23 protein-coding genes and 1 riboswitch are annotated in these 22794 nt (G+C 69.4%); of the genes, 10 read left to right on the forward strand and 13 right to left on the reverse strand.

All coding sequences use genetic code 11. From position 1 onward, the window contains the following. Positions 1-39: 39 nt before the first annotated feature. Positions 40-1290: a precorrin-6y C5,15-methyltransferase (decarboxylating) subunit CbiE gene (gene cbiE, locus ACFPOB_RS16440; protein WP_377799491.1), complete on the reverse strand. Its 1251-nt coding sequence runs from the start codon at positions 1288-1290 to the stop codon at positions 40-42. Here cbiE and ACFPOB_RS16445 point away from each other — a divergent pair. Next, positions 1289-2050, forward strand: coding sequence for a cobalt-precorrin-6A reductase (locus ACFPOB_RS16445; RefSeq protein ID WP_377799492.1), 762 nt, complete (start codon positions 1289-1291; stop codon positions 2048-2050). The two genes, cbiE and ACFPOB_RS16445, sit on opposite strands and share 2 nt — an antisense overlap. On the opposite strand, the gene cobJ is transcribed toward ACFPOB_RS16445, so the two are convergent. The 9 genes from cobJ to ACFPOB_RS16490 are packed head-to-tail and all read right to left on the reverse strand — an operon-like array spanning position 1993 to position 11409. Next, the gene (gene cobJ / locus ACFPOB_RS16450; protein WP_377799493.1) at positions 1993-2784 is read right to left on the reverse strand and encodes a precorrin-3B C(17)-methyltransferase; all 792 of its coding nucleotides are present in this window, start codon (positions 2782-2784) and stop codon (positions 1993-1995) included. The genes ACFPOB_RS16445 and cobJ overlap by 58 nt on opposite strands. Further along, positions 2781-3533, reverse strand: coding sequence for a precorrin-2 C(20)-methyltransferase (locus ACFPOB_RS16455; RefSeq protein WP_377799494.1), 753 nt, complete (start codon positions 3531-3533; stop codon positions 2781-2783). The genes cobJ and ACFPOB_RS16455 overlap by 4 nt, the downstream gene beginning before the upstream one ends. Then, positions 3530-4162: a precorrin-8X methylmutase gene (locus ACFPOB_RS16460; RefSeq protein ID WP_377799495.1), complete on the reverse strand. Its 633-nt coding sequence runs from the start codon at positions 4160-4162 to the stop codon at positions 3530-3532. The genes ACFPOB_RS16455 and ACFPOB_RS16460 overlap by 4 nt, the downstream gene beginning before the upstream one ends. Further along, positions 4159-5463, reverse strand: a complete 1305-nt coding sequence (cobG, locus tag ACFPOB_RS16465) for a precorrin-3B synthase (protein WP_377799496.1) — start codon at positions 5461-5463, stop codon at positions 4159-4161. Before cobG ends, ACFPOB_RS16460 begins: the two co-directional genes overlap by 4 nt. Continuing rightward, entirely contained in the window at positions 5460-8957 is a 3498-nt protein-coding gene (gene cobN, locus ACFPOB_RS16470; RefSeq protein WP_377799497.1) for a cobaltochelatase subunit CobN, read from the reverse strand. The genes cobG and cobN overlap by 4 nt, the downstream gene beginning before the upstream one ends. A 4-nt stretch (positions 8958-8961) precedes the next feature. Next, positions 8962-10011 (reverse strand): cobalamin biosynthesis protein CobW, encoded by a 1050-nt coding sequence (gene cobW / locus ACFPOB_RS16475; protein WP_377799498.1) that lies wholly within the window; start codon positions 10009-10011, stop codon positions 8962-8964. Next, positions 10008-10433, reverse strand: a complete 426-nt coding sequence (locus tag ACFPOB_RS16480; protein WP_377799499.1) for a DUF1636 family protein — start codon at positions 10431-10433, stop codon at positions 10008-10010. The genes cobW and ACFPOB_RS16480 overlap by 4 nt, the downstream gene beginning before the upstream one ends. 48 nt (positions 10434-10481) lie before the next feature. Next, a complete protein-coding gene (locus tag ACFPOB_RS16485) occupies positions 10482-11225 on the reverse strand; it encodes a CbtA family protein (protein WP_377799500.1) in 744 nt (247 codons plus the stop codon). 10 nt (positions 11226-11235) lie between these two features. Further along, on the reverse strand, positions 11236-11409 hold the full coding sequence (locus ACFPOB_RS16490; RefSeq protein WP_346364335.1) for a CbtB domain-containing protein: 174 nt from the start codon (positions 11407-11409) through the stop codon (positions 11236-11238). A 35-nt stretch (positions 11410-11444) separates the two neighbouring features. Next, positions 11445-11625, reverse strand: a riboswitch (cobalamin riboswitch). Positions 11626-11682: 57 nt separating this feature from the next. Between ACFPOB_RS16490 and cobU the strand changes: the two genes are divergently transcribed. Together cobU and cobO are read left to right on the forward strand one after the other, a co-directional pair. Beyond that, positions 11683-12195, forward strand: a complete 513-nt coding sequence (cobU, locus tag ACFPOB_RS16495) for a bifunctional adenosylcobinamide kinase/adenosylcobinamide-phosphate guanylyltransferase (RefSeq protein ID WP_377799501.1) — start codon at positions 11683-11685, stop codon at positions 12193-12195. Between the two features lie 15 nt (positions 12196-12210). Continuing rightward, on the forward strand, positions 12211-12822 hold the full coding sequence (gene cobO / locus ACFPOB_RS16500; protein ID WP_377799502.1) for a cob(I)yrinic acid a,c-diamide adenosyltransferase: 612 nt from the start codon (positions 12211-12213) through the stop codon (positions 12820-12822). Here cobO and cbiB read toward each other — a convergent pair. Further along, positions 12819-13799 (reverse strand): adenosylcobinamide-phosphate synthase CbiB, encoded by a 981-nt coding sequence (gene cbiB / locus ACFPOB_RS16505; RefSeq protein ID WP_377799503.1) that lies wholly within the window; start codon positions 13797-13799, stop codon positions 12819-12821. The two genes, cobO and cbiB, sit on opposite strands and share 4 nt — an antisense overlap. Between cbiB and cobD the strand changes: the two genes are divergently transcribed. Together cobD and ACFPOB_RS16515 are read left to right on the forward strand one after the other, a co-directional pair. Then, the gene (gene cobD, locus ACFPOB_RS16510; RefSeq protein WP_377799504.1) at positions 13798-14802 is read left to right on the forward strand and encodes a threonine-phosphate decarboxylase CobD; all 1005 of its coding nucleotides are present in this window, start codon (positions 13798-13800) and stop codon (positions 14800-14802) included. The two genes, cbiB and cobD, sit on opposite strands and share 2 nt — an antisense overlap. 105 nt (positions 14803-14907) lie before the next feature. Further along, positions 14908-15879 (forward strand): D-2-hydroxyacid dehydrogenase, encoded by a 972-nt coding sequence (locus ACFPOB_RS16515; RefSeq protein WP_377799505.1) that lies wholly within the window; start codon positions 14908-14910, stop codon positions 15877-15879. An 11-nt stretch (positions 15880-15890) separates the two neighbouring features. Here ACFPOB_RS16515 and ACFPOB_RS16520 read toward each other — a convergent pair whose 3' ends face one another. Further along, the gene (locus ACFPOB_RS16520) at positions 15891-16853 is read right to left on the reverse strand and encodes a hypothetical protein (protein WP_377799506.1); all 963 of its coding nucleotides are present in this window, start codon (positions 16851-16853) and stop codon (positions 15891-15893) included. A gap of 252 nt (positions 16854-17105) precedes the next feature. Further along, positions 17106-17537 (reverse strand): hypothetical protein, encoded by a 432-nt coding sequence (locus ACFPOB_RS16525; RefSeq protein WP_377799566.1) that lies wholly within the window; start codon positions 17535-17537, stop codon positions 17106-17108. Here ACFPOB_RS16525 and ACFPOB_RS16530 point away from each other — a divergent pair. The 5 genes from ACFPOB_RS16530 (at position 17418) to ACFPOB_RS16550 (ending at position 22782) form a co-directional block, all read left to right on the forward strand. Continuing rightward, positions 17418-17765 carry an OmpA family protein gene (locus ACFPOB_RS16530; RefSeq protein WP_377799567.1) on the forward strand — a complete coding sequence of 116 codons (348 nt, stop codon included), beginning with the start codon at positions 17418-17420 and terminating at the stop codon, positions 17763-17765. The genes ACFPOB_RS16525 and ACFPOB_RS16530 overlap by 120 nt on opposite strands. 48 nt (positions 17766-17813) lie before the next feature. Beyond that, positions 17814-18764, forward strand: a complete 951-nt coding sequence (locus ACFPOB_RS16535) for a hypothetical protein (RefSeq protein ID WP_377799507.1) — start codon at positions 17814-17816, stop codon at positions 18762-18764. A 185-nt stretch (positions 18765-18949) separates the two neighbouring features. Next, complete coding sequence (locus ACFPOB_RS16540; protein ID WP_377799508.1) at positions 18950-20512, forward strand: hypothetical protein; 1563 nt, start codon at positions 18950-18952, stop codon at positions 20510-20512. Further along, the gene (locus ACFPOB_RS16545) at positions 20509-21066 is read left to right on the forward strand and encodes a hypothetical protein (RefSeq protein WP_377799509.1); all 558 of its coding nucleotides are present in this window, start codon (positions 20509-20511) and stop codon (positions 21064-21066) included. Before ACFPOB_RS16540 ends, ACFPOB_RS16545 begins: the two co-directional genes overlap by 4 nt. Before the next feature lie 183 nt (positions 21067-21249). Then, entirely contained in the window at positions 21250-22782 is a 1533-nt protein-coding gene (locus ACFPOB_RS16550) for a hypothetical protein (RefSeq protein WP_377799510.1), read from the forward strand. Positions 22783-22794: the final 12 nt, after the last annotated feature.

A 22794-nucleotide genomic window follows, 5' to 3' on the forward strand; every position in this document is an offset into this window, starting at 1 on the left:
CCGGGATGACAAAGAACAGTTGGGCGATCGGCCACGAATTCACGGCTTCACCACGCGCCATTGCGTCACCGCCATCGCAGCGCGCCAGCCATGCATCGTCCCGATCGGGTCGAGATGCGAAACGCCGATGCGGCGCAGATCCCCGCCATGAACCGCGAACAGCCCGGCGAGCCGGGCTTCGCCCTCGATCGTCACGGCGTTCGCCACCAGCCGTCCGCGCGGCTTCAGCGCCGCGAAGGCGGCCTCGAACACGCCGGGATCGGTCAATCCGCCGCCGATGAAGACGGCGTCCGGCGAGGCCTTGCCGGCGAAACTCTCCGGCGCCTTGCCTTCGACCACTTCGAGCGGCGGCGCGCCGAGCGCGAGGCGGTTGCGGGCGATGCGGGCGGCACGCTCCGGCCGCTCCTCGAAGGCGATGGCGCGGTTGTGTCGATGGCGCAGGCTCCATTCGATCCCGATCGAGCCAGAGCCGGCGCCAACATCCCAGAGCAGTTCGCCGGCGCGCGGCGCCAGCGCCGAGAGCGTGATCGCCCGGATATCGGCCTTGGTCAGCTGGCCGTCATGCTCGAACCAGTCGTCGGAAAGCCCGGTCACCAGGGGCAGGATGCGGGCATCGCGGCTGGCGACGACCTCGATCGCCAGCAGGTTGAGCGGCACGATGCCGTCGAGCGCGAAGGCGTCGGCGCGGGTCTGCCGGATGCGCTCGTTCGGGCCGCCGATCGTCTCCAGCACGGTGATCGTGCTTTCGCCGAAGCCGCGCGCGCTCATCAGCTGGGCGACGGCAAGCGGCGTCGAATCGTCCCAGGACAGGGCCAGCACCCGCGCGCCCGGCTGGAGAAAAGGGATGATCCTCTGAAGAGCGCGGCCATGCAGCGAGACCAGCCCGCATTCCTCCTGCGGCCAGCGCATGCGGGTGCAGGCCATCGAGAAGGAGGAGAGCTGCGGGATGACGCGCATCTCCGCCGCCGGCACCGCCTTGGTCAGCCCGGCGCCGATGCCGTAATGGAACGGGTCGCTGGTCGCGAGCACGCAGACATTCCGGCCCTTTTCGGCCAGAATCGCCGGCAGCGCATTGCGGAAAGGCTGTGGCCAGGGCCTGGCTTCACCGGGCACGTCGCCGATCAGCTTGAGGTGGCGCTCGCCGCCGAAGACGATCTCGGCGCTCTCCAGCGCGGCCAAGGCTTCGGCACAGAGACCGGCACGGCCATCCTCGCCGAGCCCGACCAGCGATAGCCAGGGGCCAGGCGGCGTGCTCGACAGCGTGGCGGTTTCAGGCGAAAACTGTTCCATGACGGTCCTCATCCTCGGCGGCACCAGCGAAGCGGCTGCGCTCGATCAGCTCTTGGCCGAACAGGCACCCGAGATTCGCGCGGTGATCTCGCTCGCGGGACATACCTCCGACCCGCGTCCCTTGTCCTTGCCGACCCGCACCGGCGGTTTCGGCGGCATTGCCGGCCTCAGGCAATATCTCCGCGACGAGGGCGTCGTCGCCGTCATCGATGCCACCCATCCCTTCGCCGCGATCATGCCTTATCATGTCCAAGCTGCCTGCAAGGCTGAAGGCGTGCCCTTGCTGGCGATCCGGCGCGAAAGCTGGAAGCCTCAGAACGGCGACCGCTGGAAGAGCGTGCCCGACATCGATGCCGCCGTTGAGGCGCTCGGCGACGAGCCGCGCCGGGTCTTCCTGACTATCGGCCGGCTCGAACTGCCGCATTTCTTCGCCGCTCCGCAGCACCACTATCTGATCCGCGTGATCGAGCCCGTGAACGACCTGCCGCTGCCGCACGCGAAGGTGCTGCAGCAGCGCGGGCCTTTCGAGGCGGAGGCCGAGGAGACGCTGATGCGGGAGGAAGGCGTCGAGATCCTCGTCAGCAAGAATGCTGGCGGGCCGATGACGCTGGGCAAGCTCGTCGCGGCGCGGCGGCTCGGACTTCCCGTGGTGATGGTCGAGCGGCCGCCCAAGCCCGATGTCGAGACCGTCGAGCATATCGATCAGGTCCTGCCCTGGCTGGTGACGCAGGGGCTCTTCGTCACCGAGCGCGGCGTATAGACGATCGGGCTCTCGCCCTCGCGGGCGATCAGGCGCGTCGCGCTGGCGCCGATCATCACCAAAGTCGCCATGTCGGCGGTCTCGGCTGCCGCAATCGCCTCCGCCAGCGTCAGGATGCGCAAGCTTTCGTCGGGCCGCCCCACGGCGCGGGCGAAGATCACCGGCGTCTCCGCCGCGCGGATCGTCGCCGCCAGCTCCAGCGCCTTGCCGAGCTGCCAGGGCCGCGCCTTCGAGATCGGATTGTAGAGGGCGATCACGAAATCGGCGGTGAGTGCGGCCGTGAACCGGGCGGTGACGACCTCCCAGGGCTTGAGATTGTCCGAGAGCGAGATCGCGCAGAAATCGCCGCCGAGTGGAGCGCCAACCTTGGCCGCGGCCGCCAGCATGGCGGTGATGCCGGGCTCGACTGTGATGGGGAGCTTGCGCCAGGACAGCTCGCCCGCTTCCAGCGCCTCGAACACTGCCGCCGCCATGGCGAAAACGCCGGGATCTCCGCCGGAAACCACCGCAACCGCCTTGCCTTCCGCCGCCAGCATCAGCGCGTGCCGGGCGCGCTCGACCTCGACGCGGTTGTCGGAGGCGTGCTTGGTCTGGCGGGCGTGAGCCGGAACGCGGTCGAGATAGGGCCCGTAGCCGACGAGATCGCTGGCGGCTTCGAGCGCCGCCAGCGCCGAGGGCGTGAGGTAGCGCGCCTCGCCTGGCCCGAGGCCGATGATGGCGAGCGAGCCGCTCATAGCCGCCGCCCTTCGCCGGGGACGAGGATCATCGAGAAATAGGGCGCTTCGTCATCGGGCTTCTCGGCGAGCCGTGTCACCACCTGTCCGGCCATGGTGGCGCGCTCGACATAGATGGCGCGGTTGATCAGTCCGACCGCCTGGAGTGCACGGCGCACTTTGGGCAGGTTGCGGCCGAGCTTCATGATCACGGCGGCATCGGTATCGGCGAGCCGGCGTGTCAGTTCGCCCTCGGCCAGCGTGCCCGGCACCACCGTCATCACGTCGTCGCCCCAGCTGATCGGCGCCTCGGCACGGGCCCAGGCGCCGGCCATGCCGGTGACGCCCGGCACCACCTCGGTCGGGAAGCGATGGGCGAGGCGGCGCCACAGATGCATGAAGGAGCCGTAGAAGAACGGGTCGCCGTCGCAGAGCACGGCGACGCTGCGGCCTTCAGCCATCTCGCCGGCGAGCTGCTCGGCTGCTTTATCGTAGAAGGCGGCGATCGGGCCGGTATAGCCCTCGTCCTCGACCGGCACCTCGATCGTCACCGGAAAGGCGAGCTCGATCTCGCGGGTCGGATCGGGGGCGATGATCGCGTCCGCCGTGACGCGGGCATTGCCGCGCCGGCCGCGCTTGCAGAAATGGACGAGACGGTCGGCCTTCAGGATGATGTCGCGGGCGCGCACCGTCATGTAGTCGGGATCGCCGGGGCCGAGGCCGACGCCGTAGAGGAGGGTGCGGGGCGCCTCAACGCTCACGCCGCTCATTCCTTCACCTGCGCCAGTGCGTTGACGGCCGCCGCCGCCATGGCCGAGCCGCCGCGCCTCCCGTGCACGACGAGGAAGGGCACGCGCCCGTCCTGCGCCAGCGCCTCCTTCGATTCCGCCGCGCCGACGAAGCCGACGGGGATGCCGATCACGGCGGCCGGCTTCGGCGCGCCCTCGTCGAGCATGTCGAGCAGGCGGAACAGCGAGGTCGGCGCATTGCCGATGACGACCACGGAGCCTGCGAGATGTGGGCGCCACAGCTCCATCGCCGCGGCCGAGCGCGTCGTGCCCATCTCCTCTGCCAGTTTCGGCACGGAGGCGTCGGGCAGTGTGCAGATCACCTCGTTCCTGGCCGGCAGGCGGGCGCGGGTGACGCCGTCGGCGACCATCCGGGCATCGCACAGGACCGGCGCGCCCTTTGCCAGCGCAGCCTCGGCCGCCTCGGCGAAATCCGGCGACATCGCCACGTCCTTGGGCAGGTCGGTCATGCCGCAGGCATGGATCATGCGGACGACGACGCGTTCGGCGGTGCCGGAAAAGCGCGACAGGTCGGACTCGGCCCGGATGATGGCGAAGGAGCGCTCATAGATCGCGGCCCCGTCGCGAATATAGGCGTGACGCGTGCTCAAACTCGAAAGACCTGCTTCTGATGGCGCGCCGCTTCCAGGCGCGCGCGGATGTCCTGACCCGGTTCGAGCCGGCGCACAAGTTCCCCAAGCGAAAGATGCGCGATGGCGATGTCGCTGGTGCTCCCCGCGACGATCACGTCATAGCGCCCGTCGCGGCCGACCAAGGTGAGGTCGGCGCTGCCGGGCTGGGCGCAGGATTTGGCGCAGCCGGAGACGTGGAGGCCGAGGCCGTCGGCGAGGAGCGGCGCGATCGCTTGTGCCAGGACCGCGGCATCGGCCAGCGCAGGTGCTTCGCCGCGGGCGCAGGCAGGGGACCCGGTGCAGGCCGAAACCGCAAGGCGCGGATCGACCGCTTCGACGATCAGGTTCTCATCACGCAGGGCCTCCTGCAAGCTGTGCGCCGCTTCGGCCGAAAGTCCGCAGAAGGCGAAGCCGCGCCAGGGCGATGGTCTGATCTCGTGGATGCCGGTGTCGCGGGCGAGTTTGCTCATACGATGCAAGCCCGCAACGTCGGTCCGGCCGAAGGGCAACCCCGCAAGCACGGCGACCCTGCCGTTCCGCTCGGCGACGAGGCCGACCGGTGATGGCTTCGGCCGGGTCGCAGGGGCCGGCATCGATTCGAGTCCGGACGAGGTCGCCAGCATGTTCACTGCGTCTGCCGCGAGATCGCGCATGCGGCGGATTCGCCCTGCGCTTTGCCCGCTGACGGCGGCGAAAGCACCGAGTAAACGGGTCACCAGTGCCGGAGCCTTATCCATTGCAACCGGACCGAACCAAAGCCCGCCCGGCAGGCCCAGCGCGATCACGTCGGTCGAAACCGCCCGCAGCTTGAGATCGGCGGCGAAGGCATCGAGCGCCAGCGCGCCGCTGCCATCGACCGCGATCGAGAATTTCGCCGGCAGGCCCGAAACGCTGCGGCCGGCACGCTCGACCGCCGCAGCCAGCGCGGCGGCGTCGAGCAGTTCGTCGGCCGCCCGGCCGGCGAGCGGCGACGTCAGCACCAGCCGGTTCGGGCCGTCGCCCTCGGCTTCGTCGACGAGGCCGGCTTCGAGCAGATCCTCGACCAGCACAGGATGCGCTTCCTCGCGGATGCCGCGCAATTGCAGGTTGCCGCGGCCGGAGATCTCGATCTGGCCGTTGCCGTGACGGTGCGCCAGCTCGGCGATGTGCGCGAGCTGGTCCGGCGTCAGCGCATTGCGCGGCGGGTGCAGGCGCACCAGCAACCCGTCGCCGGTCAGCATCGGCCGCAAGGTGCCGGGGCACCAGCCGCGCCGCATCGTCTCGCGGGCCGGGGCGCTCATTCAGCCGCCTCCCGACCTCTGAGCATCGCCGCCGAGTTCGAGCGGCTTGTCCAGAGTCCGCGCTCCTGCGCCTCGGCGAGGCGCGAGCGGATCGAGACGGCGGCCGGCGCATTCGCCTGCTCCAGCGCCTGCCAGATGGCGGGATCGCCGCAATAGGCCTGAAACACCGCGTCGAACAGGCCGTTGGAGACCGCGTCGGTAGCGGCCGCATAGACGAAGAGCGCGTCGACCGCCTCGGCCAATTCGGCCACGCCGCGCCAGCCATGGGCGAGATGGCTTTCGATCCACTTGGGATGGCAGAGCCGGCCGTGGACGATGCGCGAGACGTCCTCGGCCAGCGTTCTCGCCTTGGGCTTTTGCGGGTCCGACGTGTCGAGGCTGTAGAGCGCCGCCTTGCCTCCTTCAGCCTGCATCGCCGCGACGAAGCCGCCGATCACGTCGGCGGCGCTGGTCGCTTCCAGAATGTCGCGCCCGGCCGTGTCGCTTACATGAATGAAGGCCTCGGCTTCCTTGACCCGAGCGGTGAAGCCGTCATCGGGCACGGCTGCACCGTCAGGCCCGCCATAGGCGTGGCTCGTTGCGGCAAGATAGGCCTCGCCCAGTTCGCTTCGCGCCTGCCAATCACCATCGAGCGCCCGGTCGGCCATGGCGGCGCCGTAGCGGCCGGGCGCGGCGCCGAAGATGCGCGCGCTTGCCTCGCCGCGGCGGTGGGCGGCCGCCGGCTCATTCCACTCCTCCGGTTCGTCGAGGGATGCGACGGCGCGTGCTGCCGCGTCGAGCAGGGCGATCTGCGTCGGAAAGGTGTCGCGGAAGGCGCCGGAGATGCGGATGGTGACGTCGGCGCGCGGCGCGGCGAGCTTGGCCTGCGGGATGATCGCAAAGCCGGTGACGCGGGTCGAGCCGTGGTCCCAGAGCGGTTCGGCACCCATCAGGTGCAGGGCATGGGCGATGTCCTCGCCGCCCGAGCGCAGCGTCGGCGAGGCCCAGAGATCCATGACGATCCGGCGGGGATAGTCGCCCTCGTCCTGGAGATGGCGGGAGATGACGGCCTCGGCCGCCTTCGCCCCGAGCCTGGCGGCCGAGCGGGTCGGCAAGGCGCGCGGGTCGAGCGTCGAGAGGTTGCGCCCGCTCGGCAGCACGTCGGGCCGGCCGCGATGCGGTGCGCCGGCAGGTCCCGGCGGCACGAAGCCGGCATCGAGCGCCTTCAGCAGGTTGCGGCGTTCGTTCTCCGCCGATGCTGGATCGGCTTCGGAGGAACCGAAGATGTGCAAGCCGTCGCGGAAGGCGGTCTCGGCGAGGTCGCAGAGATGGGCGCCGAGTGCCGCGAGCGCGCTCGGCATGTCCTGACCGGGTGTGACGCCGCTCGCGGCGGCGAGGCCGGTGCGCTCGGCGCGGTCGAGGATCTCGCGCGCGACCAATTCGGCCCGGCGCGGATCGAGCACTTGCGCCTGCGAGTATTCCTCCACGAGGTCGCGCAGCCGCGCGGCCTCGCCGCCGGCGTCATGGCTCGCGAGGGGCGGCGGCAGATGGCCGAGCGTCAGCGCCGAGAGCCGGCGCTTGGCCGGCGCCGCCTCGCCGGGATCGTCGACGACATAGGGGTAGATCACGGGCAGCGCGCCGACCGCGAGCCGCGGCCAGCAGGCGGCCGAGAGCGCCACCGCCTTGCCGGGCAGCCACTCGGTCGTGCCATGCGTGCCGAGATGGACCAGTGCGTCGGCGCGGAAGACCTCGCGCAGGCCGAGATAGAAGGCGAGATAGGCGTGGCCCGGCGGCGCATCGGGGTCGTGATAGCGCGCCTTGCGATCGGGCGAAGCGTCGCGCGGCGGCTGCAACGCGATGGCGAGCTTGCCGAAGCGGACGAGCCGGAAGCGGAAGGCTCCATCGTTGCAGACCGGGTCGGTTTCGGGCGCGCCGTGGCTGGCGACCAGGGTTTCGCGTGCGGCGGCCGGGATGGTCGCGAGCCAGGCGCGGTAGCTGGCGAGCGGGAGGACGAAGTCGGTGGGGCCCTCGGTGAGGGCCTGCATGAGGCAGAGGCCCTGTCCGTCATTGCGAGGAGGCGCAGCCGACGAAGCAATCCAGAAGGGCTCGCGCTGCCGACTCTGGATTGCTTCGCTTCGCTCGCAATGACGATCGGCGGCCTCGCCGACATCATACCCCGCCGCGCCCAACAATTCCCGGATCGCGAGCGCGCTCGCCGGCGTGTCGAGGCCGACGGCGAAGCCGGCGCGGCCGCCACGGGCGGGATAGTCGGACATCACCAAAGCGAGCCGGCGCTCGCCACGCGGCTTGCGGCCGAGGGCGACCCAGCTGGCCGCGAGGCCGGCTAGCGCTGCGATGCCCTCGGCATCCGGTGTGAGCCGCCGCAGCATCAGGTCGGTCGCCGGATCGACGATGTCCTCCTTGAAGGCAACGGGAATGGCGCCGAGCCGTCCGTCGAACTCCGGTAGCGCCGCCTGCATCGCGAGGTCGGCGGCGGAGAGGCCACGGGGCGACGCTTCCCAGGCCTCGCGGGCGCTGCCGACCGGCACGGCCTGCAGGATCGGGCAATCGGCGGCATCGAGCACAAAACCGTCACCGTCGCGGGCAGAGAACGCGGTGGTGGTGACGATCAGAGCCGGCTTGCGCGTCGTGATCAGCACGGCGAGCTCGGCAGCGACGCTCGCGTCCTTGAGGCTGGTCAGGGCGAGCGGCAGCGGCGTGAGGCCGCGCGCGGCAAGGGCCGCCGCGATCGCCTCGACCACCGCCGTGTCGCCGGCGGCAACGCCGGAGCGGTAGATGAGGATGGGGACGAGCGGGACGTCTGTCGGGATAGTCGCGAGCGCCTCCCGCCAGGGAAGAGGCGTGGCGTTGGCGCCGAGGGCGAAGAGCGTGGGGAGCGGGACGGGGCTGAGGTTGCGCCCGGGCGATGGCGGCTGCGCGGCGAGATAGGCATCCACCCGCCCCAGCAGCCGCCGCATGTTCTCGGCGCCGCTGCCGGCGTGGAAATAGCCGAGCAGGCCTGCCGCGAACTCCGGCGGCACCGTGCCGTATGCAGCTAGTCGCTCGTCCGCCCGGTCGTCGCCCGGCAACACCGCCAATGCGACGCCATGCTGCCGGCAGGCTGCGGCGATCTGCTCGACGCCATAGCGCAGATAGTCGAGCCCGCCGAGGCAGCGCAGCAGCACGAAGCGCGAGCGGACAAGCGTCTTCTCGATCAGCAGGTCTATCGAGAGCGGGTGCTTGAAACGCCTGAGCGGCACCAGACGGAGCGCGAGTGCGGAGCCCCCTCCGTCATGCTCGCCCTTGTGGCGAGCATCCACGTCTCGACCATCGCATTGCCCGAATGAAGACGTGGATGGTCGGGACAAGCCTGACCATGACGAATAGGCCGCCGCCAGTGCCGACAGATCGCTGTCGCTGAAGGAGAGGACGACGAGGTCTCCCGGCGGCAAGGCGAGGTCGACGGCGTCTTCGCCGTCGTCGAGCCTCACCTCGCTGGTCGGGAGAAGATGCATGGCATCAGCCGGCGAGCGCGGCCTCGACTGCGGCGCGATCGAAGCCCTTGAGGCCGATCACCACGAGCCGGCCGTCGCGCGCTTCATCGGCGCCCCAGGCCCGGTCGTAATGGTGGCCGACGCGCCGGCCGACGCCCTGCACGACGAGCCGCATCGGCTTGCCGGGAATGCCGGCAAAACCCTTGAGGCGCAGTACGCCCTCGGCCTCGGCCGCCTTGGCGACGCGGGCGACGAGCTCTTCCGGCGAACCGGCCTGCGGCAGCGGCAGTGCGACGCTGTCGAAATCGTCATGGTCATGATCCTCGCCCTCGCCGTGATGCGAGGGCCGGGCGGCGAGGTCGGCCTCGGCCGCGGCGCCGAGACCGATGATCAGCGCCGGCTCGACCTTGCCATGGGCGGTCTCGACCACCTTGATCGCCTTGGGCAAATGCTGGGCGATCTCGGCCTTGACGCGTTTGCGCGCGGCGGCGTCGACGAGGTCGCTCTTGTTGAGCAGGATCAGGTCGGCGCAGAGGATCTGGTCCTCGAACACCTCTTCCAGCGGGTTGTCATGGTCGACCGCCTGGTCCTGTGCGGCCTGCGCCTTCAGCGCCTCGGGATCATCGGCGAACTGGCCTTCGGCCACGGCCGGCCCGTCGACCACGGCGATGACGCCGTCGACGGTGACGCGAGAGCGGATCGCCGGCCAGTTGAAGGCCTTGACCAGCGGCTTGGGCAAAGCGAGCCCTGAGGTCTCGATCAGGATGTGCTGCGGCGGGTTCGGTCGGTTGAGCAGCGTCTCGAGCGCCGGCACGAAATCGTCGGCGACCGTGCAGCAGATGCAGCCATTGGGCAATTCGACGATGTCGTCCTGCGTGCAGCCCTCGATGCCGCAGCCGGCGATGAAGGAGCCGTCGAAGCCGAGATCGCCAAACTCGTTGACGAGAACGGCGAGGCGCTTGCCGCCGGCATTCTCCAGGAGATGGCGGACGAGGGTGGTCTTACCGGCGCCGAGGAAGCCGGTGATGATCGTGCACGGCACCTTGCCGAGCGTCGTGGTCTGAGGAGCGTTCATTCGTTTGATCCTTGTGTGCGCGGCAGCGGAGGCACGCGCGCGACCACGCCCTTGCGGAACGAGGCGGGTCTTTCCTTCCAGGGAACGATGCCGTTGGCGCTGGCGGCAAATTTCTCCGCCCCGCTGACGATCTCGTCGAGATGAAGACCGACGTCGAGATCGCCGATCAGATAGGTCCATTTGCCCTCCGCCGCGAGCGCGATCGTGCAGGGCCGCTTGCAGACCGAGAGGCATTCGACCGGCACGACGGCGATGCCGCTGCCCGCCAGGCGTTCGTCCAGCACGGCTGCGAGCGCCATGCCGGGCTGGTCATAACCCTCCGGCAGGTCTTCGCGTTGGCGCCGGCAGGTGGTGCAGACATGGATGGTGCAGCCCGGCTGCTGCCGAACTTGCGTCGCGAGGGCGAGGTCGCCTTCGAGCATGACAACGCCTCCTTGCGCTGGCGCGGCCGTCGCCGGCCGCACGAGGCGTCAAGCCGCTACGGGAGCGGCGCTGCGGCGCGTGGCCCAGGGCCAGAGCACGCCGACGGCAAAGCCGGTGACGAGCCAGAGCGCGGCCTGGATTGCGAGCGAGAGTGCGGCGAAATGTGCGGCGATCTCGGCCGGGACCTTGCTTTCCGGCGCGGCCGGATGCGGCGCGCCGATCAGATGCGGCAGCAGCAAGGCGAGGACGGCGAGTGCTCGGGCCCAGGAAGCCTCGACGCGCAGGAAGACGAAGAGCGCGCCGGCGGTGACCATCGCCGTCAGCAGCCACCAGAGCTGGCGCTGCTGCAGTTCGGCTGCGGCGGAGCCAGGCAGTTCTGGTGCCAGCCCCATTGCCGGGGCGAGCCCGAAAGCGAAGAAGCCGCACACCGCCCAGGCCAATGCGCGGCGCTGGTCGATCTGTTCGTTCGCCGCGATCATCCCGGCCAGCAGCAATGCGGCGAAGCCGATCGCGGTGCCGATCGTCACCAGGCTGGTGAAGGCGGTGCGCTGGAGGCCGTCCTGCGGCTTCCATTCGTGCTCGCCGGCATGCTCGGCCGGGCCGTGCGCGAGGTGGACCCGGGCCTGACCATCGAAGGCGGCGAGTGTCGCCCCCGGTTGCGCGCGCAGCGCCGCCTCATAGGTCTCGGCCTTGAGGATCAGCGGGGTGGTGGTGACGTGCTGAAGCGCCGAGATCAGCAGCCCAGCCAGAAGCCCGGCCAGGATGCTGACCGTGAGAACACGCGTGACCATGTGCTCCCCCTCAATGGCAGGGGAAGGCGAGGCCGTGACGGGTGTCGTGCGCCGCGTTGTGGACGGTGGACGAGGCGGCGAAGCCGACGGTGTAGATCAGCACGAAGCCGAGGATCAGCGCGGCGGCGACGGCTTTCGCTCGCTCCGAAACGCTGGTTTGGCTGGTGACGGTAGCCGTATTCATCTGGTTCTCCTTGGCCACCCCACCGGCAGCCTGCTGGACGACATCGAAAGACGGCAGGTCTCCTGGCTCACGGCTTGGTGTCCAGCGCCGCCTTCCCGGTCGAAACCAGTGGCCGATGGCGCGGAACTCGCCGCTTACAGTTGCGGGGGCAGCCGCGGCCTTTCACCGCGTTCCCTTTTCACCTCGTCGTCGAGGCACCGTCTCGGATGATCATTAGCCACAGGCGCGGCGGTGTGCAATGCAGTGCCCCGGCCAGAACGCATTGTGGTACGCATGACCCTGCCTCAGCTCACCCTCGTCCTCGGCGGCGCCCGTTCCGGCAAAAGCCGACATGCCGAGGCGCTGATAGAGGCGCTGCCGGCGCCGTGGACCTATATCGCGACCGCGCAGGCCTATGACGACGAGATGCGTGCCCGCATCGCCGAGCATCGGGCTCGCCGCTCGCGCGACTGGCAGACGGTCGATGCGCCGGTCGCGCTGCCCGAGGCGATTCGCAATGCGCGGGCCGGGCAGCCCATCCTGGTCGATTGCCTGACGCTCTGGCTGACCAATCTGCTGCTCGCCGAACGCGACATCGCGATCGCCACCGGCGAGCTCGTCGCGGCCTGCCGCGAGGCGAGCGCACCGGTGGTGCTGGTCTCGAACGAGGTCGGCCTCGGCATCGTGCCGGACAATGCACTCGCCCGCCGCTTCCGCGACGAGGCCGGCCGGCTGCATCAGCGGCTTGCGGCGCAGGCCGCGCGCGTGGTCTTCATGGTCGCCGGACTGCCCATGCAGGTGAAGTAGAAGCGCGACGTGACGATGACCGACGAAGCTGAGGACGCTGCCCGCCACAAGGCGAAGATGGCAAAGCGCAAGGCGGTGCAGGACGCCGAGGTCGCCGGCAAGACGCTGGAAAAGGGCCTGCTGATCGTCAATACCGGCCCCGGCAAGGGCAAGTCGACCGCCGCCTTCGGCCTGATCCTGCGGGCGCTCGGCCATGGCTGGCGCATCGGCGTCGTCCAGTTCATCAAGGGCGCCTGGTCGACCGGTGAGCGCAAGGCGCTGGAGGCCTTCGGCGATCAGGTCTCCTGGCATTTGATGGGCGAGGGCTTCACCTGGGAGACGCAGGACAAGGCCCGCGACATCGCCGCCGCGACGCGCGCTTTCGACAAGGCCAGGGAGCTGATGGCCGATGAGAGCATCCGGCTCTTGGTGCTCGACGAACTCAACATCGCGCTGCGCTACGACTACCTGCCGCTCGCCGAGGTCGTGGCGGCGTTGCAGGCTCGTCGGCCCGATCTCCACGTCGTCGTCACCGGCCGCAATGCCAAGCCGGAGCTGATCGAAGCGGCTGACCTCGTCACCGAGATGACGCTGGTGAAGCACCACTTCGCCGCTGGCGTGAAGGCGCAGGAAGGGATCGAGTTCTAGAGGGCGAGTGCGGCCACGCTTGCAACTGCCGCCAACCCCCAGAGCAGCAGGCAGGCGCGTCGGTAGAGGGCGAGCGCCTGCCTTATGTCCGCCGCCGTCGCTTCCGCCCGGCCCTCGCCCATCCAGCCATCCTCGACCCTGACCGCGCCGTAGACACGCGGTCCCGCCAATCGCAGGCCGAGCGCACCTGCCATCGCCGCCTCCGGCCAGCCGGCATTGGGCGAGCGGTGGCGGCGGGCGTCGCGGCGCACGGCGCGCCAGGCGGCGCCGGCCTCGGCCTGCCGGTTGAGCGCTGCGGCGGCGATCAGCAGCAAAGCAGTCAGCCGGGAGGCGGGGAGGTTGACGAGATCGTCGAGCCGGGCGGCAGCCCAGCCGAAGGCGAGATGTCGCGGCGATTTGTGGCCGATCATCGAATCGGCGGTGTTGATCGCTTTGTAGAGCACTCCACCAGGCAGGCCGCCGAGGCCGAGCCAGAAGGCCGGCGCGACGATCCCGTCGGAAAAGTTCTCGGCGAGGCTCTCGATCGCAGCGCGCGCGACGCCGGCCTCGTCGAGGCTCTCCGGATCGCGACCGACGATCATCGCGACCGCCTTGCGCCCCCCGGTGAGGCCGCCTTGCTCCAATCCTTGGGCGACGCGGGCGACATGCTCATGCAGGCTGCGCTGCGCCAGCAGGCTCGAGGCCAACAGCGCCAGCGGCAGCAGGGCGAACGGCCCGGCGAGGCGGCAGAGCGCGACGAGGGTCAGCGAGGCGGCAAGTGTCACACCCAGCAAGATCAGGAGGGCGACAATGCCGGCCGTCCGCCGCGTGGCGAAGCCCATGGTCTCGCGATTGAGGCTGCGATCCAGCGCGCCGATCAGCGCGCCGATCCAGGTGACGGGATGGCCGATCCATGCGAACAGGCGCGCCGGATAGCCGATCGCCGCCTCGATCAGGAGGGCGGCGAGGAGGAGCGGCAGGCTGGCGGAGAGCGACATGGCGGCCGGGGAGACGAAGGAAGCGATCTGGCATGGCGGCGATCTCGCCACGGCAAAGGCGCTGTTTCCGCAGGCGCCGGAACCCTGGATCGATCTCTCGACCGGTATCAACCCGATCCCCTATCCCTTTCCGGCGCTGCCGTTAAGCCTGTGGCAGCGCCTGCCCGGCAAGTCGGACGAGGCCGCGCTGCTGGCGGCGGCCCGCAAGGCCTACCGCATTCGTCCGCAAAGCGGCCTCGTCGCCGCGCCCGGCACGCAGATCCTGGTCGAGTTGCTGCCGCGTCTGATACCGGCAGCGAATGTCGCCGTGCTCGGCCCGACCTATGGCGAGCACGCGCCGGCCTGGCGAAAGCTTGGCGCGACGGTGCGTGAGATCGGCGATTTCGCGGAGGCCGGCGATGCCAACGTCGTCGTGCTGGTCAACCCGAACAATCCGGACGGGCGCATCATCGCGCAGGAGAGGTTGGTTGAATTGGCCGCTGCGCTTGCCGCACGAGGCGGTCTTCTGGTGGTCGACGAGGCCTTCGCCGATTTCGCGCCCGAGACGAGCCTGCTGCCGATCCTGAGGGAGGGAGCTCTCGTTCTGCGCTCCTTCGGCAAGGCCTATGGGCTTGCCGGTTTGAGACTCGGCTTCGCCGTTGGCGAAGAGCGCTTCACCGACGCCCTTCGGGCGATGCTCGGTCCCTGGGCGGTAGCCGGGCCGGCGCTGCATGTCGGAGCGGTCGCTCTCGGCGATGCGGCGTGGCTTTCCCACGCAGGAGAGGCCCGCGCTGCCGACAGCAAGCGGCTCGACGCACTCCTTGCTCCGCAGGGCCGGATCGTCGGTGGGACAACACTTTACCGCCTGCTCGAGACGCCAAGCGCCGCTTCGCTGTTTGAGACACTCGGCCAGGCGGGGATTTATGTCCGCCGCTTCCAGCACGATCCGTCACATCTGCGCTTCGGCCTGCCGGGGAACGAGGCAGAGTGGGCTCGTTTGGCGAAAGCACTCGTGTCGGCTTGAACGTCGCTGCGCAGTCATCGCAGCAGGCGCATGCGGAGGCGTAGGAGACGAAGCCGCGCGCCGACATTATCGTCAGCTGATTCCAGCGATCCGGAGACAAGTCGCATGCAGCCTTGGCCGAAGCAGTCCGCCCTCACCATCGGCTTCGCCCATCCGGCTTATCAGATGCGCGACGAGTATCTCGCCCGCAATGGCCAGGCGGCGAGCTTCGAGGTCCGCAATCTCGACGACCTCAGGGCCCGCGCGCCGGAAGCCGATGTGCTGGTCGTTTCCGGGCTCTGGCGCAATGACATGCTGGAAGGGCTGAGCAAGCTGCGCTTCATCCAGTCGATCAGCGCTGGTACCGACCAGTTCGACAAGCACAAGCTGGCCGCCGCCGGTGTGCGGCTCGCCAGCGCCCAGGGTGGCAATGAGCGCGCCGTCGCCGAGCACGCGATCTCGCTGATCCTGGCGCTGGCGCGCCAGCTCCATCTCGCCCGCGACAACCAGGCGAAAGCCCACTGGCGGCCGATGATCGGCGATCGTTCCCGTCGCGAGGACGAGCTTGGGGGGCGTACTTTGGTGATCGTCGGGCTCGGCCGCATCGGCCTGCGGCTCGCGGCGCTGGCTTCGGCCTTCGGCATGCGCGTCATCGGCGTGCGGCGCCGGCCGGGCTCGGAGCCGAATGTCGAGGCGATCGTGCCGCCGGCGGAGCTGCACGCCGCGCTCGCGCAGGCTGATTTCGTCGCCTTGACCTGCCCGCTGACGCAGGAGACGGAAGGGCTGATCGATGCCGCCGCGCTCGCGGCGATGAAGCCCTCGGCCTATCTGATCAATGTCGCGCGGGGGCGTGTCGTCGACGAGCCTGCGCTGATCGCCGCGCTCGAAGCGGGCCGTATCGCGGGCGCCGGCATCGACTGCGTGTACGAGGAGCCTCTGCCGGCAAGCTCGCCGCTCTGGGCGATGCCGCAGGTGCTGCTAACGCCGCACAGCGCCGGCGAGACCCGCGCCTATGAGAGCAATGTCGTCGATATCCTCTTGGACAATCTCGGCCGGCTGGAGCGCGGCGAGGCCGCGCTGCTCAACCAGATCGTCTGAGCAAGCCCGGCTTACCAGCGCGGGCGCGGGCCGTAGCTGCCATCGCAGCCGACGAGCGGGCCGCCGGGATAATAGTCGTCGATGATGATGTCCGGCATCTGGCAGCCACCACGGCTGACGCTGCGGGAGATACGGCGGCGCTGCTGGCCGTAATCGTCGGGTTCGACCAGCACGGTGCGGCCGTCATAGCGCGGCTCGCCCGAGCGATCGACCGCCAGCTTCTGGGCCGGGCGCGGTACCGGAGCTGCAACCCGCTGCGGAGCCTTTTCGGTGGCCTGCTGGCGCACCGGCGGAAGCGGCGCCGTGGCGACGTCGGTGTCCTTGCCGTCCTTGCCGGCGACCTGCGAAGCCGGAACGACCGCGTCCTCGGCGCTGGCGCGCACCAGCTTCTGGACGCCGGTGTCGAGGGCGAGCGTGCGGAAGGAGGCATCGCCACAGCCGCCGCAGCGGGCCGGATCGAGCGGGACGAGATCGACGCGGGCTTTGCCGTCATCGGCAGCCTGGCCTTCGCCCGTGGCGCGGGCGGCGATCACCACCTTGCCGGCATCCTCGAGCTGCATCTCGATCAGCTGGGTCCGGAGCGCCCGGGCGCGGCGGTAGTTGACGACTTCGTCACCACCTGAGACCAGGATGGCGAAGGGCGCGCCCTTGGGGGCATTGCCGCGGAAGATGTCGCGCAATTGGGTGATGGCGCGGCGGGCATCGGAGGTGACCTCCCAGCTGCCGGGCGCGAACGGGATCTGGCGCGTCGTCATGATCTCGCGGGCCGCCTGGGCGACGCCGAACGAGATCGTGCGCGAGGAGAACTCCAGCTTCAACGACTGCGGCCGCTCGGCGACCTTCGGTGCATCCGGGATACCACCATCGCTCTGGGCCAAGCCGGCGCCGGCAGAGACGATGACGGCGAGGGCGGCAACGGCGAGGCGCAGGCGGCTGCTGCGCTGGCGGGCGGTCTGGTCGAGCTGGAAGCCCATGGCGGGTCTCCTCATGACGGGGTGTGCGCTGGGCACGTTGTCAGACCCTTGGTGATCCCTGAGCCGGTTTCGCGAATGCCGGCGCGAAGGCGGAGCCCCAATGATGAACGCGCGCGCATAGGGAGCCGCGCATTCATCCACTATTCAGGAAAAAATGCTGCGCGCAGCGAAAATCCAGCAAACCGTGGCAAAGCTCGGGAAACGCCATTGCTGCGCCCCGCTTTCACCCGAGGGGCCGTCGCATTGTCGAGGCTACAGGACTATGCGAAGAGAGGGTAAACAGGGGATCTGGCTATGAAGATCGCAGATGAGCGCAAGGACAACGTCGAGCTTCCGCAGATGATGTCGCGCCGCGCGCTCGGCGGATTCGTCCTTTCGCTGCCGCTGCTCAGTGCCGTTCCTGCGCTGGCGCAGACTGACCAGGGCGCGACCAACATCCTGCGCTCGCTGGCGCCGCATGATCGCGTGCCGGGCAGTGGAGGCGGCAGGGTCGTCGTGCGCCGCACCGCTCCGGTCCCGCGCCGGGTGCGACCGCGCGGCTACGGCCAGGACGTCGTGATCGATCTGACGCGCCGCGTCGAGGTCACCGTCTTCTTCGACAACGACTCTTCGGTGCTGCGCCGGGGCGCCGAGGCCACGCTGCGGCGGCTCGCCGACGCGCTGCGTGACCCGATCCTGCTCGATCAGCGCTTCCTGATCGGTGGCCACACCAGTGCGGACGGGGATTATGACTACAATGTCGAGCTCTCCCGGGAGCGGGCATCCGTCGTGCGCGACTGGCTCGTTTCCTATGGCGGCATCGACTCCGGTCGGCTCGTCGCCCACGGCTTCGGCCCGGACATGCTGCGCAATCCGCGCAGTCCCTATTCGCCCGTCAACCGCCGCGTCGAGGTCATCGCCATCACCGGCTGAGTTCTACCGTCGTTCCGAAACAACCATTCGCCTCAGGGGGCACCCGTCATGGCTTTGTTCAAGCGTCTCATGCTCGGCCTCGCGCTGCTGATCTCCTTCGCAGCCGTCGCTCAGGCCCAATCGCCAAATTCCCGCATCAACCTCCTGGTGATGTCGGACGACGCCGATCCGGACACGGTTCCGCGCAACAACCGCATCTTCAACCGGGTTCAGCTCCAGCTCTCGGAGTACCTGAACACCCGCGGCTTCCAGGTTTATGACGAGACCAGCCTGGCGCTCGGCATCACCCAGACCGCCCGCGTCCGCCGCCGCGACGCCGAGCTGATCGAGATCGCCCGTGCCGTCTCGACACCGATCGACGCGATGGTCGTCTACCAGATCTACGCCTCGGCGCGCCGCGCCGTCGCCGCCGACATCCGCTTCCCCGAGATCCGCATTGCCGGCCGCGTGCTCAACGTCCGCTCCGGCCAGTTTATCGCGGCCTTCGAGGTGGGCGGCTTCCAGCTGCCCGCTTTGCCGAACCCCTGCAGCGCCGAGTGCCTGCTCGAGACCGTCGGCGCGCAGTCGCGTGTCCTCGCCGCCGATCTCGGCGCGGCCATCGCACAGAAGCTCGAGGGCTTCGCCCGCCCCGCCGGTGGTGGCGCTGCGGGCGTCGGCAAGGATGGCATCGTGCTCGGTGGTGGCGCCGGCGGCGCTGCGCCGGTCGCGGCCAGCGGCGACGGCTGCACCAGCCTGCCGACCGACTACGTGATCCAGCTGCGCGACTTCACCGCCACGGAAGTCGACCGGGTCGAGAGCGAGTTCGTCCGCTGGGGCTGCTACCGTGCCCACCGCGCCACCCAGACGACATCGACCTCGGCTGACTTCTTCTACAGCACGTCCGCCGATTCGGCCCGCCTGACCCGCAACTTCCGCCTGATGCTGGAACTCGTCGGCCTGAACGGTCAGGTCACCTTCTCCGGCAATCGGCTGGTCGTCAGCAAGGTGGCGACCCGCTGATCGGAAGCTGGAGCCGGGTAACCATAAAACCTGGCCTGCCTTTGCGAAAAAGCCGCCCAGTCGACATCGACCGGGCGGCTTGTTACTTTAAATGTGGCAGCAATATGCGCCGGCTGGGCGCGAACGGGGCAGGAGGGGTTCCGTTCGCCGCCACCGGGTCAGCGTTCGATGCGGATATTTGAGACATGGATTGGGGCATTGACCCGGCACGGGTCGCGGAGATCAGCACGATCGCGTCTTCGCGCCGGTTTTCCGCGCGGGACACCGAGAAGTTCGTTCTCGCAATCACCGGTGGCGGCTCGGAGAATGCCGACCTGCCGCTCTGGGACATGCTGCAGGTGCTGTTCTCGCTCGGCGCGCTGACGGCGAACCCGCGCATGCCGGCCCGCGATGCAGCGATCGGCTGCCTGCTCGACGAGAGCGGCATCTTGCTGCGGCCTCTGCGCCAGGAGGGGCCGGTGCGCGCTGTGCTCGCCGGCGCGACGATCGAGGCCTCGGCGGCTGAGATCGTTTTGTCCTACGGCGCGGGCAAGGTCGAGGCCAAGACCCGCTCCTTCTCCTGGAGCCGGATCAGGCGCGCGCTCGGCCTCGCCGACTTCCTCTTCGCCGCCGAGGCCGACGAGCGCTCGGAGGGCGGGCTCGTGGCGTTGCGCACCGCGCTCGACGCCGTCTTCGCGTTGTCGTCCTTCGACGAGGACGGCATGAAGCGCGCCGTCCAGGAGCCGGCCCGCTTCATGCGGGCCTGGCGCCGGCGCCATCTCCCCTTGCTCGCCTTCGCCGACCTGATCCGCCAGCGCGAGGCCTTCCTCAACGCGTCGGGCCGGCGCGAGCGCCAGCGCGAGTTCGATCCGGACGATCTGATCTCGCTCTGGAGCTTCGCCTTGCTGCATGGCGAGACCTGGAGCTTCGCCCGCTTCACCGAGCGCTTCAGCGCGCTGATGCGCGAGGAGCGCTCAAGCGTCGGCCGCCGCGACTTCATGGCGCCGGCCTCGATGGAGACGCTGATGGCGCGCCAGCCCTCGGAGAACCCGGAGGAGGCGCTGATCGCCTGGCTCGACCATCAGGCGATCCTCGGCGAACTCGAAGACGACGAGCCGGAGGAGGATGACGAGCCGGAGGATGAGGAGGATGAAGACGGCGTTTTGCGCGAGCGGGTCTATGCCGCGCTGATGCGTCTGCCGGCCGAGCCGAAATTCCTCAACAAGGAGGAGCGCGAGGCGATCGGGCGGGCGCTCGCCATCCTGCCGCTCGCGCATGAGCAGCCGCTGACGCTGGTCCGCTCGCGCGCCGTCGCGCCCTGGGAGAACCGGCTGGTCGAGGCGAGCCGCCGCGTCGCCGGCTCCAATCGCGGCCAGGTCGACCAAAGTCCCGAGCCCTTCGACTATCCGGGCATTGCAGCCGGCCTGGCGGCATTGGGGCGCCGGCTCGACGAATTGCTGCTGATCGGCACCGCGCTCGAGGCGCTCGAGGGCCCGCAGAGCGAGGCGGCGACGGCCGAGGGCCAGAAGCTGCTGCGGCGCTGGCGCCATGATCGCGCCAGCTTCCGGATCGACGATGCGAAACTGGCGCTGATCTTCGCAAGGCATGGGGGAGCACTGAGAACGGTCGCAGCAGCCCTGCACCGGATCAACAGGCAACAGAAGCGCTTCGGAGAAACGACGGACCTGGCAGCCCAGGCCGCCAGCGACGAGGCGCGGTTCACCGACGTCTTCTCGCAGCGTTATCAAGGGCGATCGAAACGGCCATGACAGACTTCCTCAACCAGGGTCCGCTCGAGGACGACCCGCGCGTCGGCCGCGCCACGGCCCGCCTGGTTCTGGCGGCGCTCGCGAGCGCCGAGCCGGAAGAGGCGGCCGCCGCGAGCATCAGCCGCGCCGATCTTTGGGCGCATGCCCGCCGCGTCCGCGGCGAGCCCGTCAATTTCGCCGCGGAGCGCGCCATCCGCACCGATCCGGAGGCGGCGCGGCTTTATCGCCGCCTGCTCTCCTTCCAGGCCGTGGCGCGTAGCGAACTGGCCGCCGCCGCCTATGACAGCAGCGCCACCCATCGTCGCATCGGCTCCTTCGAGCTCGACGTGATCGAGGAGGACGATGCGCCGCCGGCCTTGGTCATCCAGTGCCTGTCGGAGACCGATCCCGCCCCGACCATGATCGAGGTCGTCTCGATCGAAGGCGTCGTGCGCCTGCCGCTGCCGGCGCCGGTCGACAAGCACATCGTCATCGACCTGCCGCGGCAGGATGCGGAGCGCGACCTCTTGCGATTGATGCTCGCCAACCCGCTCGCGGGCGTTTATCTGCTGTAACGTCAGGAGCGCTGCTCCAAGCAGCGCTTCTGCCTGGCTAGAGCCGGATCTGATCAGGTTGAATCAACCTGATCAGTGAACCCGTCTCTAAGGTTATGATAGAGAACGCGTTATCCGATCAGATGGCGTCACTGTCTGATCGGCGCGTGCTCTAGGGGACGGCAGGGCCTGCGAGAGAGGACGATGGGAGATCAGAACGTCAGGCGCTCCGGCGTCTTCGTCGTCGTGCCGACGACCGACCAGCCGATCATCCTGAAGAAGCTGGCCTGGTCGGCCCGCGTGCCGGTCTCGCGCGTCGTGCTGGCGACCGAGAGCTCCGAGGTCTGCGAGCCCTGGAGCACGCAGTACAGCAACCTGCTGCGCCCGGGCGAGCCCCTGCGTCAGATCCTCGACCTGCCCGAAGGCGGTAGCTATCGCCTTGCCGCCTCCGGCTCGATCGATCAGGGCAAGAGCTGGATGGTGCCGACGCTCGCGGCCCATTGCGCGCTCGCCCATGGCGAGGCTGTGACGCACAAAGCCTCGGAAGCCAAGCTGATGATCTGGGGTACCGGTGCGATCGACCTCTCCGTCGCCGATACGGCGGGCGAGGCGCGGGTCACCCAGCAGGAATACCACCTCACCACCAAGATCGACCGCTGCCGCCATCTCTTCGCCGATGCCGAGCATGGCGCCACGCCGGTGCTGGCGCTGGTGCCGCGGGGCGAGGAGGCCGAGCGCGCCGTCGCGATCCTCGGCAAGATCCTCGGTGGCCAGCCGCATCATATCGTGGTGGTCTCTTCCCTCGCGGACATCGCTGCGCCGATCGATCTCTTCCTGCGCAGCGGCTCTTTCGAACCGCAGGCCGCGGCGTCCGCGCCGGAGCGGCCGGCCGCACCGGGATCGTCTTCGATGGCCCTGAAACCGTTCGAGCCCCAAACCGCCGAGCAGCCCGCCCAGCCGCAGCCCGCGCACATGGCCGCGGCGCAGCCGGAGCAGACCCTGGTCCAGCCGCGCCCGGCCGGGGACGAGCCCTCGATCGCCGATGTCCTGAAGAGCCCGCAGGCTCCGCGGTCACGCCGCCAGGTGTTGGGCGACAAGCCAACATCGACCGGCTCTTCGTCGCGCCTGCCCTTGATCGCGGCTGCGGGCCTGGTGCTCGTAGCAGGCGCAGCGGGCGCGGGTTGGTATCTGACCCGTGGTACCGCGACCGAGGATCCCTATCAGGTCCCACCCACGTTGACCCAGCCCGGGACCAGCGGCACGACGCAGCCGAGCACCGGTCAGCAGACTGGCAATCAGCAAAGCGCGACGGCGCCCTCCCTGGCGCAGCAGGCTGCGCCCTCGCTGGGACAGCAGAATCCCGGCGCCCAAGGCGGATCCGCGGCGATGACGGGCTCTGCTCTGGCGCGGTTGGTGACCTTGTCCGCGCCGGCCGGCAGCACCTGCGAGGCCCAGATTTACGAGCTGCGTCCGCGCTATAGCGAGAACGCGGTGGACGTCGGCGATATGGCGAGTGTTCTGATCGACGGCCAGGACATTTGCGGACTCGCGCTCGATCCGGTCGCGCCGGCCAAGGCGAAGTTCCAGAACGGAACCGGCCCGGCTGTCGTGGCCTCCAAGTCGACGGCGACCCGCGTCGTTTTCAATCCGAATGCGATCCGCGGCGGCATCACGGCCTTCCCCGTGATCCAGTTCGAGGAGCCCAAGGCGCTCTCGGTCCAGATTCAGCGGCGCTGAGCCGGATCGCCC

Source organism: Allobosea eneae, assembly GCF_042657265.1.
Classification (GTDB): domain Bacteria; phylum Pseudomonadota; class Alphaproteobacteria; order Rhizobiales; family Beijerinckiaceae; genus Allobosea; species Allobosea eneae.

What these genes read in the sequence shown, in the direction of transcription:
- ACFPOB_RS16445 (WP_377799492.1), top strand. Translation starts at nt 1,289, where the DNA reads ATGACGGTCCTCATCCTCGGCGGCACCAGCGAAGCGGCTGCGCTCGAT.
- cbiE (WP_377799491.1), bottom strand. Translation starts at nt 1,290, where the DNA reads ATGGAACAGTTTTCGCCTGAAACCGCCACGCTGTCGAGCACGCCGCCT.
- cobJ (WP_377799493.1), bottom strand. Translation starts at nt 2,784, where the DNA reads ATGAGCGGCTCGCTCGCCATCATCGGCCTCGGGCCAGGCGAGGCGCGC.
- ACFPOB_RS16455 (WP_377799494.1), bottom strand. Translation starts at nt 3,533, where the DNA reads ATGAGCGGCGTGAGCGTTGAGGCGCCCCGCACCCTCCTCTACGGCGTC.
- cobG (WP_377799496.1), bottom strand. Translation starts at nt 5,463, where the DNA reads ATGAGCGCCCCGGCCCGCGAGACGATGCGGCGCGGCTGGTGCCCCGGC.
- cobN (WP_377799497.1), bottom strand. Translation starts at nt 8,957, where the DNA reads ATGCATCTTCTCCCGACCAGCGAGGTGAGGCTCGACGACGGCGAAGAC.
- cobW (WP_377799498.1), bottom strand. Translation starts at nt 10,011, where the DNA reads ATGAACGCTCCTCAGACCACGACGCTCGGCAAGGTGCCGTGCACGATC.
- ACFPOB_RS16480 (WP_377799499.1), bottom strand. Translation starts at nt 10,433, where the DNA reads ATGCTCGAAGGCGACCTCGCCCTCGCGACGCAAGTTCGGCAGCAGCCG.
- ACFPOB_RS16485 (WP_377799500.1), bottom strand. Translation starts at nt 11,225, where the DNA reads ATGGTCACGCGTGTTCTCACGGTCAGCATCCTGGCCGGGCTTCTGGCT.
- ACFPOB_RS16490 (WP_346364335.1), bottom strand. Translation starts at nt 11,409, where the DNA reads ATGAATACGGCTACCGTCACCAGCCAAACCAGCGTTTCGGAGCGAGCG.
- cobU (WP_377799501.1), top strand. Translation starts at nt 11,683, where the DNA reads ATGACCCTGCCTCAGCTCACCCTCGTCCTCGGCGGCGCCCGTTCCGGC.
- cobO (WP_377799502.1), top strand. Translation starts at nt 12,211, where the DNA reads ATGACCGACGAAGCTGAGGACGCTGCCCGCCACAAGGCGAAGATGGCA.
- cobD (WP_377799504.1), top strand. Translation starts at nt 13,798, where the DNA reads ATGGCGGCCGGGGAGACGAAGGAAGCGATCTGGCATGGCGGCGATCTC.
- cbiB (WP_377799503.1), bottom strand. Translation starts at nt 13,799, where the DNA reads ATGTCGCTCTCCGCCAGCCTGCCGCTCCTCCTCGCCGCCCTCCTGATC.
- ACFPOB_RS16515 (WP_377799505.1), top strand. Translation starts at nt 14,908, where the DNA reads ATGCAGCCTTGGCCGAAGCAGTCCGCCCTCACCATCGGCTTCGCCCAT.
- ACFPOB_RS16520 (WP_377799506.1), bottom strand. Translation starts at nt 16,853, where the DNA reads ATGGGCTTCCAGCTCGACCAGACCGCCCGCCAGCGCAGCAGCCGCCTG.
- ACFPOB_RS16535 (WP_377799507.1), top strand. Translation starts at nt 17,814, where the DNA reads ATGGCTTTGTTCAAGCGTCTCATGCTCGGCCTCGCGCTGCTGATCTCC.
- ACFPOB_RS16540 (WP_377799508.1), top strand. Translation starts at nt 18,950, where the DNA reads ATGGATTGGGGCATTGACCCGGCACGGGTCGCGGAGATCAGCACGATC.
- ACFPOB_RS16545 (WP_377799509.1), top strand. Translation starts at nt 20,509, where the DNA reads ATGACAGACTTCCTCAACCAGGGTCCGCTCGAGGACGACCCGCGCGTC.
- ACFPOB_RS16550 (WP_377799510.1), top strand. Translation starts at nt 21,250, where the DNA reads ATGGGAGATCAGAACGTCAGGCGCTCCGGCGTCTTCGTCGTCGTGCCG.